This window comes from Oribacterium parvum ACB1, assembly GCF_000238055.2.
Classification (GTDB): domain Bacteria; phylum Bacillota; class Clostridia; order Lachnospirales; family Lachnospiraceae; genus Oribacterium; species Oribacterium parvum.
In genome coordinates, this window is sequence record NZ_KE148312.1 from 1941750 (window position 1) to 1954200 (window position 12451).

A 12451-nucleotide genomic window follows, 5' to 3' on the forward strand; every position below is an offset into this window, starting at 1 on the left:
GCGGAACATATTATAGGGTTATATTTTGCCTTATGACAAAACAGCTCGTATAGAATAGCACAGCCTCTTCTAAAAAGCAAGGAAAAATGCCGGATTCTCCTCTTTTTTTATGGAAGATAGCTGTATTTTTTACTTCCTTTTCTTTTTCTTAGGCTGAAATTCTTCAGGATTCCTTTCTCTATAGAGCTGATAGAGATCGGGACGAACCTCTTCGGTTAGCTTTAAACTTTCCTCATGTCTCCATGCGGCAATTTTCTTATGGTCTCCGGAAAGAAGGACCTCCGGAACCGTAAGCCCCTTATATTCTCTCGGTCTTGTATACTGGGGATATTCCAAAAGACCGTTCGAGAAGCTCTCCTCCTCGTAGCTCTCTTTCTTGTTGAGCACGCCCTCTCTTACTCTGGAAATGGCATCCATCATAATGGCACATGCCAGCTCTCCACCACTTAAAACATAGTCACCGAGTGACAGCTCCTCAGCGTTAAGAAGCTCCAAGGCTCTCTGATCCACTCCCTCATAGTGTCCGCAAAGAAAAACGATATGACTTTCTCCTGCCAGCTCTTCTGCAATCTTCTGTGAAAATATTCTTCCTCTCGGAGAACAGTAAATCACCTTTGTAGGAGCTTCATTTTCTTGTAGATACGAAAATGCTTCGTAGATCGGCTCCGCCTGCATAAGCATTCCCGCTCCGCCGCCAAAGGGAGCATCATCGACATGTCCGTGCGGATCTTTCGTATAATCTCGGATATTGATGCAGCGCAGCTCTATTTTCCCATCCTCCATCGCTCTTTTCATAATGGAGTGGGAAAATGCATCTTCTACTTGTTCCGGAAATAATGTCAGTACAGTAAATTTCATCATAATTCGAGTAACCCCGGTATGGTATGAATATGGATACGATTGTTCTCTATAGAGTAGACGATAGCAGGAACATGCGGAATCAGATATTCCTTATCCTTTCCTTTTACCACGAAAACCAGATTGGCTCCGGTTTCAATAAGCTCCGAGACCTGCCCAAGGCTCTCCTCTCCCTCGATAAAAACCTCCATGCCGAGGTAATCTCCGAGGAAATATTCTCCTTCCGCTAAGGAGAGGGCCTCTTCTCTTTTTACATAAAGAGAGTAATCTCTATATTTTTCGGCAAGTTCTATGCTGTCAATCCCCTTTAAGCTTAAAAGAACGGTATCCTTATGATAGCGGACAGCGGAAACTTCTCTCTCTTCTCGCTCTTCCTTGGAAATCAGCCCCTTGCTTTCTTTTTTTAAAATAACTTCCTTTAAGGCGGAAAATCTCTTCGGATCATCCGTTGTGGGGAAGACCTTAAGTTCCCCTTTTAAGCCATGAGGCTTTCCTACAATACCCACTCGTAATTCTTCTAACATCTTTACCGCTCCTAAAGAAAAGGGCTGTAAAATCAAAGCGTTCTTATGCTCTACAGACTTGTACAGCAATCAAAAATCTTTAGCTTTGCTTTTACAGCGCTTATCATAACTGCCAGATAAATCTCGCCTGTTTTACTGAATATCGATGGATATTCTCTTGTTTTGCTTGGATGCAGCTGCATTCATCACAGAACGAATTGCCTTAGCAATACGGCCTGAGCGTCCAATCACCTTTCCCATGTCCTGCTCATTTACAGAAAGGGTGAGAAAGACTTCTCCTTCTTTCTCTTCCATTTCAGCATGAACATCTTCGGGAAACTGAACCAATGCTTTTGCAATGGTTTCCAGAAGTTCTTTCATTACAGCATCCCCTCCTTGTAGAGTTAGATGTTAAACTTCTTGAGAAGTCTAGCTACGGTTTCTGTCGGCTGAGCACCATTCTGTAACCACTTCTTTGTAGCTTCAGCATCTACCTTAAATACAGTAGGCTCCTTAGTCGGATCATAGTATCCTAACTCCTCGATAAATCTACCGTTTCTCGGGCTTCTGGAATCTGCTACGATTACACGATAGTACGGTGCGTGGATCTGTCCCATTCTTCTTAATCTGATCTTAACTGCCATTTTTTTCTCCTTTGAAAATACACTTGATTTATTTCTTCAGCAATGCTGTTGAAACCAATAAATACAATATTTAGCTAAATTTTTATTTAAATACAGCAAACGAAAAATCGGAATTTCCGATTCTCTTCCCCTATCTTAGAAAGGAAATCCTTTTCCTCCCATGCCCTTCATGCCCATACCGGGAAAACCGCCGCCAAATGGACTGCCATGCTTTCCTCTTCCGCCGCCGAATTGCTTCATCATTTTCTGCATTTCTTCAAACTGTTTTACCAGTTTGTTTACTTCAGAAATATCCACACCGGCACCGCTCGCAATTCTCTTCTTTCTGGAAGGATTCATAAGCTTTGGGTTCGCTCTTTCCTTAAAGGTCATGGATTGGATGATGCATTTTACCTGCTTCATCTTCTTCTCGGAGTCCTCAAGGTCTATTCCCTGCATCGCCTTATTCATCCCCGGAAGCATTTTTAAAATCCCGGCAATTCCGCCCAGCTTTTGCAGCTGGTTCATCTGCTCCATGAAGTCATCATAGTTAAACTGCCCTTTGGAAAGCTTACGAACGGATTCCCTAGCCTTCTCTTCATCAATTTCGCTCTGCGCTTTCTCGATTAAAGAAAGGACATCGCCCATGCCGAGGATCCTTCCGGCCATACGATCCGGATAGAAGGGTTCCAGCTCGGAAAGCTTTTCCCCCATACCGAGGAATAAAATAGGCTGTCCGGTCATCGCTTTAATAGATAAAGCGGCACCGCCTCTGGTATCTCCATCACACTTCGTAAGAATAACACCGTCTACGCCGATGTCTTCACTAAAGCTCTGACTGACATTAACCGCTTCTTGACCGGTCATCGCGTCTACAGTAAGAATCGTCCAATCCACCGGAACGGCAGCCTTCATACGCTTTAATTCCTGCATCAAAGCATCGTCAATTTGCAAACGACCTGCCGTATCCAAAATGAGAAGATTATATCCCTTCTCTTTCGCCTCTTCATAAGCTCTTTGGGCGATTTCCTCCGGCTTAATCTGATTTCCCAGACTAAAGAAGGGAATGGAGAGCTTTTCCGCATTGACTCTTAACTGCTCAATCGCAGCAGGTCTGTAAATGTCACAGGCAACGAGAAGAGGCTTTCTATGCATCTTCTGGAACTTTCCGGCAAGCTTAGCCGCCGTAGTTGTTTTACCCGCACCCTGGAGTCCGACCATCATAAGAACAGTAATCTCACTTTGGGGGCGGAGCTTCAACTCGGTATTTTCCTCACCCATCATCGCCGTAAGTTCTTCTTTTACGATTTTAATTACGGTTTGAGCGGGACTCAAGGAAGAAAATACTTCTTCGCCGATGGCCTTTTCCTTTACCTTGGCAACAAAGTCTTTTACCAGCTTGAAATTCACATCCGCTTCCAAAAGAGCCATACGGACTTCTTTTAGCGCAAGATTTACATCGTCCTCGGAGAGTTTCCCCTTACCGGATAAACCTTGAAATATTGTACTTAGTCTTTCTGATAAGCTTTCAAATGCCATGCATTATTTCTCCTGCTAATTTCCTGATTTCCTCATCCCCGCTTTGCTCAGCTATCTTCTCCGCCAGTGCACGAATACGCAACCACTTTTTCCCCAGCTGCAGATTCTCTTCCATAAAGCGAAGTTGTTCGTCGGCTTTACTGTACAAGTACTGTGCTGCCTGCCTCGTGATATTCATTTCTATGCCGATTTCCGAGAAGCTCATGTCTTCCATAATGTGGTAGGCATAGACCTTTTTCTGGTTTTCCTTTAAAAGTCCCGAGTAAAGCAGGAATAGATTTCCTTTTTCTACAAATTCATCCATAGCACACCTCGCTGCAATAAAATAACAAAAAAAAGAATAGCTGTCAAGTGTTTTTCTTGACAGCTATTACACCCAAATCTCAATTTGCAGAGCACTAACTCTGGAAAATTCTTTCATATTATTTGTTACGACTGTATAGCCAAGAGACTGTGCATGAGCAGCAATCATCATGTCGAGAGGTCCTATCGGTGTTCCTTTTTTCTCCAAAGCTGCTCTAATCTTTCCATAACAATCAGCAGCATCCACATCAAAATCCAGAATTTCCATATTCGCAAGAAGCATGGACAGTGCCAATCTGTTCTTTTCTACAGCAGCGCTCTTTTCTACACCGTGCACCAATTCGGCATATGTGACCGATGATATGCACACATCCTCGGGATTTATATTCTGTAATTTTTGAAATACAGTTTCCGGCTTATGCTTTATTACATAAATACAGATGTTGGTGTCAAGCATATACCTCATAGTGCTTCACGCTCCTGAACTATATCTCTTGTTCTTTCGTCTTCCATAAAATCATCCGAGAACATATCTATTGCTCTCATAAAGGATTCCCATTTGTTTTGTTTAGGAAGCAGAATAACCATATCACCTATCCTATTCACCATTACCTCATCTGATGAAAATCGACACTCCTTAGGAAGTCTAATTGCCTGGCTTCTTCCATTTTTAAAAACTTTTGCGGTCATCATAAGAATCACCTTCCTTTCCCTAACAATATATACCGCAATATATACCAAGTCAAGAGCCTATTGATTTATACCTTCTAACGCCAAATTTAAAGAATAAGCAACACGGAATCAAAAAAATAAGCGATAGTAATGGAAACCCAATATAATACGCTTCGGATGTTTTCCCAATTAGATACAATAATGGATAATATTGAAACATTGCCAGCGGTATGATGTAGGTAAGAATGGATAAAACAGTCTTCCCATAAATGGAAAAAGGATATTTACCGAATTCCTTTGCTCCATATGTAAACAAATTTAAAAAATCTAAATCCTGTACTGTGAAGAAAGCAAATGTCGCCTTAAACAAAAACATAGAAAAAAACAAAATGCTTCCACAGACAATCATTAGAGCGAGGGTAATTATCTTTTTATAGTCCCATTGAATATTGGATCTCCCTATTGCATATGCAAGCGTTCCTACAGCCTGAATCAATAGCCCTATGCGTGTAAAATCCACACTCGGAGCCAGTACTTGGAGTATAACATTACCCGGTCTTACTAATGCTCGATCAAATTCACCATTTCCAAGTATGCTACCAAATCTAGCTAATCCGCCGCCTATAGCTTCACCAATGGAGAAAGACAAAACCACAATCGCATAGCACAAAATCACATCTGTATAGTTAAAACCATATATCTTGTCCACATGATCAAAGATAAATTTGATACTAAATAATCCTGCAAATGCAGTTATAAACTGACCTAAAACTGTCATGAAAAAGGATATCTTATATTGCATTTGGCTTTCTAAATTCAGTACCATCATCTTGAGATAAACCCTCATTACGCTTATCCTCCCTGAACAACTACATGCTTTATGGAATGATTCATCAAAACCTTTCCAATTGCAATTAGAATAATCATCCATATAATTTGCATAGCAATTCCTTTTAAAATCTCTGTACCGGTAATATTTCCACTGTATATGAGTAACGGAGTACTCTGCATAGACGAAAAGGGAAGATATTTCAATATAGCTAATACCTTTTTTGGGAAAAAAGTTATAGGAATCATTCCGCCTGATAGAAATGAGCTTACTGCTGTAACTATAATCTTTATTCCTCGTTGAGATAATGTATAAAACAATGTAATAAACATTATCATGGCAAACGCTACTACAAGTCCCAGTGCAAGAAAAACAGAAATGAAAAATGCAAATACCTGCAGAAGACTCATAGGGAAATGCAGTCCAAAAGGTTCCGGGAGTATAATTGCTATCACTAATACCGGGATGCAAGTTATCAATGTAGATGTGACTCTGTTGGCTACTGCCTGAGAATACCATTTTCCATATAGATCCATAGGCCTTACCAGTTCATATGCTACAGCGCCATTATTAATAACACTATATATCTCTCCATCATACGCAACTACAGCAAGCATACTCATTACAATTCTTTTTACCCAAATGTAGGAGATAATTTGAGAAAATGTCATGGGCAGTACATGCCCGGCAGAATTATATAGTGCCACATACATCATCAGTTCCAACAATACCCATACTATATTGGAAGCTACAGCACCAAATGTAACCGTCCTATACTGAATATTATTTATAAGGCGAATTCTAAATACTGATAGATACTTCTTCATATCTGATACTCCTTATAGAGTCTTGCTACCATTTCTTCTGCCGATATATCAGATACTTCCAAATCAATTAATTCAGTCTCACGAGATAAATACGCAATTCCTTCAGAAACAGAAATCATCTTAGGGTCTAATGAGATTTTTAATTTATCGTCTTTTTGTTCTAAGTAATTCATCCCTTCACATAGTGTAGGAGTTTTTCCGGAGTGTTTAATTCTTATCTCTTTCTTATCCGAGACCCTTTTTTTCAGCTCTTCAAGGCTTCCATCCAAGAGAATTTGACCTTTTCCAATTAACATTACACGATGTGTTAATGCTTCAATGTCCTGCATGTCATGTGTTGTTAATATAACAGTAGTTCCTTTTTCTGCATTTATTCTTTTTATAAAATCCCTTACCGCCAACTTAGATACCGCATCCAAACCAATGCTTGGTTCATCCAAAAAAAGAATTTTGGGATTATGTAATAATGATGCTACAATTTCACATCTCATTCGTTGACCAAGACTAAGATTTCTAGCAGGCGTTTTTACTATTTTCTCTAAATCCAGTAGCTGGCACAATTCCGATACATTCTGTTTATATGTACGACTATCTATGTCGTACATATCCTTAATCAATTCAAAACTGTCAATGATTGGAATATCCCACCACAACTGGCTTCTCTGCCCAAACACAACCCCGATGTTTTTAACATATGATTTTCTGTCTTTCCATGGAACATAGCCATCCACAATACAATTGCCTTTATCAGGAGTCAGAATTCCGCACAATATCTTTATAGTGGTACTTTTGCCGGCACCATTAGGTCCTATATAGGCAAGAATTTCTCCATCATCAATTTTGAAACTGATGTCATTAAGAGCTCTTACAGTATCCTGTTTACGTGAAAATAAAGCTTTAACAGCGTTATGAAAGCCCGCCTCTCTTTTAGCCATTTTATATTCTTTCGTAATATGTTCCACTTCAATCATGACAATCTCCCACTATGTATTTTTTATAAAATCATTGAGAAATTTTGTGAACGCAACTATTTTACATTATAACAAAATCAGGCTGAAATGAAATTTCATACAGCCTGATTTTGGTTTTTTTTATATTGAATTTAGTTCTAAACCGGATTTTATTTGTTTAACTTAGCAAGCATAAATATCTAAAAGGCAAAAATATCTTCTACATATTTTTTTGCATCAAAGCGCTTAAGGTCTTCGATCTTTTCGCCCTCTCCCACATACTTTACGGGAAGTCCGAGTTCCGCCTGAATGGAAATGGCCATACCGCCTTTTGCTGTGGAGTCCATTTTACTTAAAACCACACCGGTGACCTGAGAGCATTCTTTAAACATCTTGGCTTGGCTCATTGCATTTTGCCCGGTAGTGGCATCAAGAACCACCAGTGTCTCTCTATAGCCTTCCGCAAATTCCCTGTCAATAATACGGTTAATCTTTCCGAGCTCTTCCATCAGGTTTTTCTTATTGTGGAGTCTTCCTGCGGTATCAATAATTAAAACATCCGCATTCTTTGCCTTAAAGGATTGCAAAGCATCAAAAACCACGGCAGCCGGGTCAGAGCCCTCCTTTTGATGAATACAGTCCACCCCTACACGATTTCCCCATTCTACAAGCTGTTCAATCGCACCGGCGCGGAAGGTATCGGCAGCGGCAAGGATAACTTTTTTTCCTTTTTTCTTTAGGTGGTAGGCGAGCTTTCCGATAGAAGTGGTCTTTCCGACTCCATTTACGCCGATTACGGAAATGATGCTCTTTTCTTTCTCAAAATTATAGTAATCCTCGTCTACCGACATGGTATCCAAAAGGTAATCCTTTAAAATCTTCTGGACATCCTTGGTAAGATTCACGCCCTTTCGATCCGCCTCGCGTTTCACCGCATCAATAATCCGCATGCAGCTTGGATAAGAAACATCACTTTGAATCATAGCCTCTTCCAGCTCTTCGTAAAATTCCTCATCGGCAACCCGATCCGACTGAAAGAGATTATTTAAAATTTTTGAGAAAAAATTCGCCATAGCTACTCCTTATACCATAGTTTTATATCTAATTACTTATTGCAAATGTTCTTCCACTAAATCCATTTCAATATAGTTATTGCAAATGTTCTTCCACAAGGTCAACGGAGACTAAAGTGGAAATTCCTTTTTCCTGCATGGTGACGCCGAAAAGACGGTCAGCACTTTCCATGGTTCCTCTTCTATGGGTAATCACGATAAATTGCGTGTTTTTCGTTAAATGATGTAGGTACTTCGCAAAGCGCACCACATTGGAGTCATCCAGTGCCGCCTCAATCTCGTCCAAAAGACAGAAAGGCGAAGGCTTTAAGCTCTGCAGGGCAAAGAGCAGGGAAATGGCAGTCAGAGCCTTTTCTCCGCCGGAAAGCTGCATCATATTCTGCAGCTTCTTCCCGGGAGGCTCCGCAATAATGGAAATACCGCTTTCCAGCAGGTCCTCGCTGTCATCAATTTCGATTTTTCCGCTTCCTCCTCCAAAGAGTACACGGAAAACCTCATTGAAGCGCTCCTGAATCTTATGGAAGTTTTCGTGGAACTGCTTTCGCATCCCGCTGTCCAAGTCCTTAATAATCTCTCGAAGCGATTCCTCCGAGCTAATCAGGTCTTCCACCTGTTTCCGTAGGAATTCATAGCGTTCTTTTACCTCGGTATATTGCTCAATACTATCCAGGTTAATGGAGCCTAGTCCCTTCATTTCCGCCTTTTTTTCTTGAATAATCGAGGGAAGTGCGGGATTATCGGAAAGATTTTCATCGAAATACTGCTTTGCCTGACTGACACCGATTCCGTAGTCTTCGAAGAGCTGAGACGCGGATTGGGCAGACTGGTCTTCCAGTTTTTCCTTCTGATGCTCCAGTCGAAGCTGTTCTTTCTCAATTTGCAAGAGTTCTTCCTGGATTCCTTCTTTTTCTTTGTAGAAGCGCTTTTCTTCTTCTGCAATTTCCGCCCTTCTATTCTTTAAAGCGCTGAGGCTTTCTTTTCTTTTTTCTTCCTTTTCAAGAAGAGCGCGAATCTTATCTTCCAAAGCATGAATCTGATTTTGGTCCTTTTCTACCGAGCCGGCAGTATTTTTATTTTCCTCTTCCAAATCCATCTGGTCCGTGAAGTTCTTTTCGAGTTTTTCTCCGTAGTCATGAAGCTGCTCGGTTAAGAAGTCAACTCTTGTAGAGAGAGTTTGCCTCTCTGCATTGACTGTGCCTTGGAAGGTTAGGAGTTTTTCCCGATATAGCTTATCCAGACTCAGGATTTCTTCTCTTTTTTCCGCTTCTATAGAGGATAGTTCCTGCAATGCGTCCTCTTCTCTTCGTAGAGAAGCTCTTTTCTCCCCTTCTTCCTCTTCCATAGCTTTCAGCGTCTCCACGAGCTCGTCAATTTCCCTCTTTCTCCCAATAAGAGATGAAGAATTTCGGTAAGCTCCGCCGGAAAGAGCACCGCCGGCCTGAAGAAGTTCTCCGTCCAGGGTGACAATGCGAAGACTATGTTTATATTTTCGGGCAATGGATAAGGCATTATCCAGATTGTCCACCAAAAGAACCTTGGATAAAAGATAGTTCTCGAGACCCGCGCAAGACCTCGGTACCTCTACAAAATCGGCAAAAACGCCAATCAGCCCCTTTTCTCCCCTGACACTATCATAACGTCCGTCTCTTTCCTTTCGAATCGAACTAAGAGGTAAAAAGGTTGCTCGGCCTAGTTTCTCTCTTTTCAGCTTCTCCAAGAGGCGTTTTGCCGTCCCCTCCTCTTCCGTAACAAGGTTTTGCAGACTGCCGGAAAGAGTGGTTTCCAGTGCAAGCTCGTACTCGGGCTTGGTTTTTAAAACGTCGGCTACTACACCGATCAGCCCTTTTTCCCGCTCTTTCTCTTGCATACACTTCCGAACGGCCTGTCCGAAGCCTTCATAGCGCTCGGCAAGATTTTGAAGGTTTTCCAGCTGAATTCTGTGTCTTTCCTTTTGATGTATGAAATCCTGTAAGCTTGCTCTCTTATCTGTAAGCGTTTTTTCCGCGTCCACCCTTTTCCTTTGTAAATGAGAAAAGGCTTCCTGCTTTTCCTCTCCCTCTTTTTTTAAGGCACGAATTTCCGTTTCTATCGCATGGAAATTTTTCGCGTCCTCAGAGGAAGCCTCCGAATCCTCTTTTTCCGGTATACCCTCATCAAAAGCAAAGTCGGGATAAAAGGTACTTTGGATGATTTGCTTGGCTTCGGAAATAGTGGAATCAATCAGCGCAATATCCAGCTTCACCTTATCTTCTTCCGTGTTAAAAAGAAGGAAGCTTTGAAACTTCTTTTTTAGGCTGAGTAACGCGAAAACCAAGTCTTCCATTTTACCAATAGAAGAAGAGGCCTCTTCCTTTAAGGCGCTTACTCTTTCCTGAAAATGTCTCGAAGAGCTTTCTTTTCCGGAGATGGCCTCCTTTAAACGGACAATTTCTTCCTCAAGCGTTTTTTTTCTGCTCTCGTCCTCCTCGTTTCCGCGGCTGATTTCCTGCTCCTTTTGATCCAGTAAGAGGAGTTCTTCCTCTAAGCCCTTAAAGGACTCTGAGAGCGCATTTTGCTTTTTGGCTTCTTCTTCAATCGAGGCCTTCAGGTCTTTTTCTGCCTCTTCCAGCTTTTGCAACAGCCTTTCCGTATCCTGCAGCTTTTGCAAAAAATGCGTTGACTCCAGTACTACAAGTTCATCACGGAAGCTCAGATATTTTCTGGCCTTTTCGGATTGCTTTTCCAGAGGTCCTACCTGCTTTTCGAGCTCGGAGACAATGTCCTGAATTCGTTCCAGATTCGCTTGCTCTTCTTCCAGCTTCTTTTCGGCGAGGTCTTTCCTTCTTTTAAACTTGACAATCCCCACCGCCTCATCAAAAAGGGCTCTTCTTTCTTCCGCTTTACCGGAGAGAATTTTATCGATTTGTCCCTGTCCGATTAAGGAATAGCCTTCTTTTCCAATTCCGGTATCATAAAAAAGCTCATGAATGTCCTTTAAACGACATTCCGAACCATTTAAACGGTATTCCGACTCCCCTGAACGATAGAGCCTTCTACTGACGGTGATTTCCTCATAGGGGAGCGATAGTGCATGATCACTGTTATCAAAGGAAATGCTCACGGAGGCATAGTTTTGCGGCCTTCTTGTTGCGGTCCCGGCAAAAATCACATCCTGCATGGAAGCACCGCGAAGCTGTTTTACCTTTTGTTCCCCCAAAACCCAACGCACAGCATCGGAGATATTCGATTTTCCTGAACCGTTCGGGCCCACAATTCCCGTAATACCCGGGGAAAAATCCAGCACGGTTTTATTCGCAAAGGATTTAAAGCCCTGTACCTCAATAGATTTTAAATACATCCCCTGTTTCCGCCTTTATTTTTTCTAAAGCAAAGTATGCTGCATTCTGCTCTGCCTTTTTCTTGGAGCTTCCTTCTCCCATACCATACTCCGTGTCTCCCAGATACACCATTACGCGATAAAAGCGGTCATGAAATGGCCCAGATTCCTCCAAAAGACTGTAATGAAGAGGAAGATGCTTCGCCGTAGAATACTCCTGCAGCATGGTTTTGGCATCCATTTGCAGTTGCTTCTTCTCGATATCATTTAATAGATTTTTCTTTATAAAACAGGCTGCACTTTCAATACCGCTATCCAGGTAAATGGCACCGATAATGGCTTCCAGTGTATCGGAAAGCACGGAATCCCTGTATTGGATTCCTTCTCTTCCCTCGCCTTTTCCCAGCACAATGTGCTCCGAGAGCTTGAGAGCCTTGGCAACGGCGGCAAGCGCGGGTTCACAAACCAGTGCGGCACGGAGCTTCGTCATAAGCCCTTCCTGCATGGCAGGCTTTCTATGGTAAAGCACGGTACTGGAAACAAGCTCCAACACGGCATCCCCCAGAAACTCCAAACGCTGGTTGGAGGCTTCCTTGGCTTCCCCCATTTCATTGGAGTAAGAGGGATGAATTAAGGCGTGCTGCAGCAATTCTCTGTTTTGAAAATGATATTCCAAACGCTCTTCCAAGGCGGAAAGCGCCTCTTCCTTCTCCGTCATTTTACTGTCCTAATGCCTTTAAAATAGCCTTATGTGCCTCTCCGACAGTCTTAATCTGGTAGCTTGCCTCTTCCGGAATTTCAATCCCGAACTCGTCCTCAATTCCCATAACGATCTGTACCACATCTAAGGAATCGGCATTTAAGTCTTCCACAAAACGGGTGTCTTCCGTGATATCCTCTTCCTTAATATTCGTTAATTCTCTGCAAATAATCTTCTTTAACTTCTCTAATTCCATCT

At 41.9% G+C, this 12451-nt stretch carries 15 protein-coding genes; all 15 read right to left on the reverse strand.

Annotation, left to right across the window (positions count from 1 at the left end; genetic code table 11):
* Positions 1–129 precede the first annotated feature (129 nt).
* Entirely contained in the window at positions 130–861 is a 732-nt protein-coding gene (gene trmD / locus HMPREF9625_RS08615; RefSeq protein WP_009534304.1) for a tRNA (guanosine(37)-N1)-methyltransferase TrmD, read from the reverse strand.
* A complete protein-coding gene (gene rimM, locus HMPREF9625_RS08620) occupies positions 858–1382 on the reverse strand; it encodes a ribosome maturation factor RimM (protein ID WP_009534305.1) in 525 nt (174 codons plus the stop codon). Before rimM ends, trmD begins: the two co-directional genes overlap by 4 nt.
* A 132-nt stretch (positions 1383–1514) precedes the next feature.
* Positions 1515–1742 (reverse strand): KH domain-containing protein, encoded by a 228-nt coding sequence (locus tag HMPREF9625_RS08625; RefSeq protein ID WP_009428061.1) that lies wholly within the window; start codon positions 1740–1742, stop codon positions 1515–1517.
* A 23-nt stretch (positions 1743–1765) separates the two neighbouring features.
* Positions 1766–2005, reverse strand: a complete 240-nt coding sequence (gene rpsP / locus HMPREF9625_RS08630) for a 30S ribosomal protein S16 (RefSeq protein WP_009534306.1) — start codon at positions 2003–2005, stop codon at positions 1766–1768.
* Positions 2006–2140: 135 nt separating this feature from the next.
* Positions 2141–3523 carry a signal recognition particle protein gene (ffh, locus tag HMPREF9625_RS08635; protein ID WP_009534307.1) on the reverse strand — a complete coding sequence of 461 codons (1383 nt, stop codon included), beginning with the start codon at positions 3521–3523 and terminating at the stop codon, positions 2141–2143.
* Positions 3513–3827 carry a helix-turn-helix domain-containing protein gene (locus HMPREF9625_RS08640; RefSeq protein WP_009534308.1) on the reverse strand — a complete coding sequence of 105 codons (315 nt, stop codon included), beginning with the start codon at positions 3825–3827 and terminating at the stop codon, positions 3513–3515. Before HMPREF9625_RS08640 ends, ffh begins: the two co-directional genes overlap by 11 nt.
* Before the next feature lie 66 nt (positions 3828–3893).
* Positions 3894–4292 (reverse strand): type II toxin-antitoxin system tRNA(fMet)-specific endonuclease VapC, encoded by a 399-nt coding sequence (gene vapC / locus HMPREF9625_RS08645; protein ID WP_009534309.1) that lies wholly within the window; start codon positions 4290–4292, stop codon positions 3894–3896.
* On the reverse strand, positions 4289–4519 hold the full coding sequence (vapB, locus tag HMPREF9625_RS08650; RefSeq protein ID WP_009538261.1) for a type II toxin-antitoxin system antitoxin VapB: 231 nt from the start codon (positions 4517–4519) through the stop codon (positions 4289–4291). Before vapB ends, vapC begins: the two co-directional genes overlap by 4 nt.
* Before the next feature lie 49 nt (positions 4520–4568).
* Positions 4569–5345, reverse strand: a complete 777-nt coding sequence (locus HMPREF9625_RS08655; RefSeq protein ID WP_009534311.1) for an ABC transporter permease — start codon at positions 5343–5345, stop codon at positions 4569–4571.
* 5 nt (positions 5346–5350) lie between these two features.
* On the reverse strand, positions 5351–6154 hold the full coding sequence (locus HMPREF9625_RS08660; RefSeq protein ID WP_009534312.1) for an ABC transporter permease: 804 nt from the start codon (positions 6152–6154) through the stop codon (positions 5351–5353).
* Entirely contained in the window at positions 6151–7125 is a 975-nt protein-coding gene (locus HMPREF9625_RS08665; RefSeq protein WP_009534313.1) for an ABC transporter ATP-binding protein, read from the reverse strand. Before HMPREF9625_RS08665 ends, HMPREF9625_RS08660 begins: the two co-directional genes overlap by 4 nt.
* A gap of 179 nt (positions 7126–7304) precedes the next feature.
* On the reverse strand, positions 7305–8177 hold the full coding sequence (gene ftsY / locus HMPREF9625_RS08670) for a signal recognition particle-docking protein FtsY (RefSeq protein WP_009538301.1): 873 nt from the start codon (positions 8175–8177) through the stop codon (positions 7305–7307).
* Between the two features lie 76 nt (positions 8178–8253).
* Positions 8254–11514: a chromosome segregation protein SMC gene (smc, locus tag HMPREF9625_RS08675; RefSeq protein ID WP_009538284.1), complete on the reverse strand. Its 3261-nt coding sequence runs from the start codon at positions 11512–11514 to the stop codon at positions 8254–8256.
* Entirely contained in the window at positions 11495–12211 is a 717-nt protein-coding gene (gene rnc / locus HMPREF9625_RS08680) for a ribonuclease III (RefSeq protein ID WP_009534317.1), read from the reverse strand. The genes smc and rnc overlap by 20 nt, the downstream gene beginning before the upstream one ends.
* A gap of 1 nt (position 12212) precedes the next feature.
* Entirely contained in the window at positions 12213–12449 is a 237-nt protein-coding gene (acpP, locus tag HMPREF9625_RS08685; protein ID WP_009534318.1) for an acyl carrier protein, read from the reverse strand.
* Between the last annotated feature and the right edge of the window lie 2 nt (positions 12450–12451).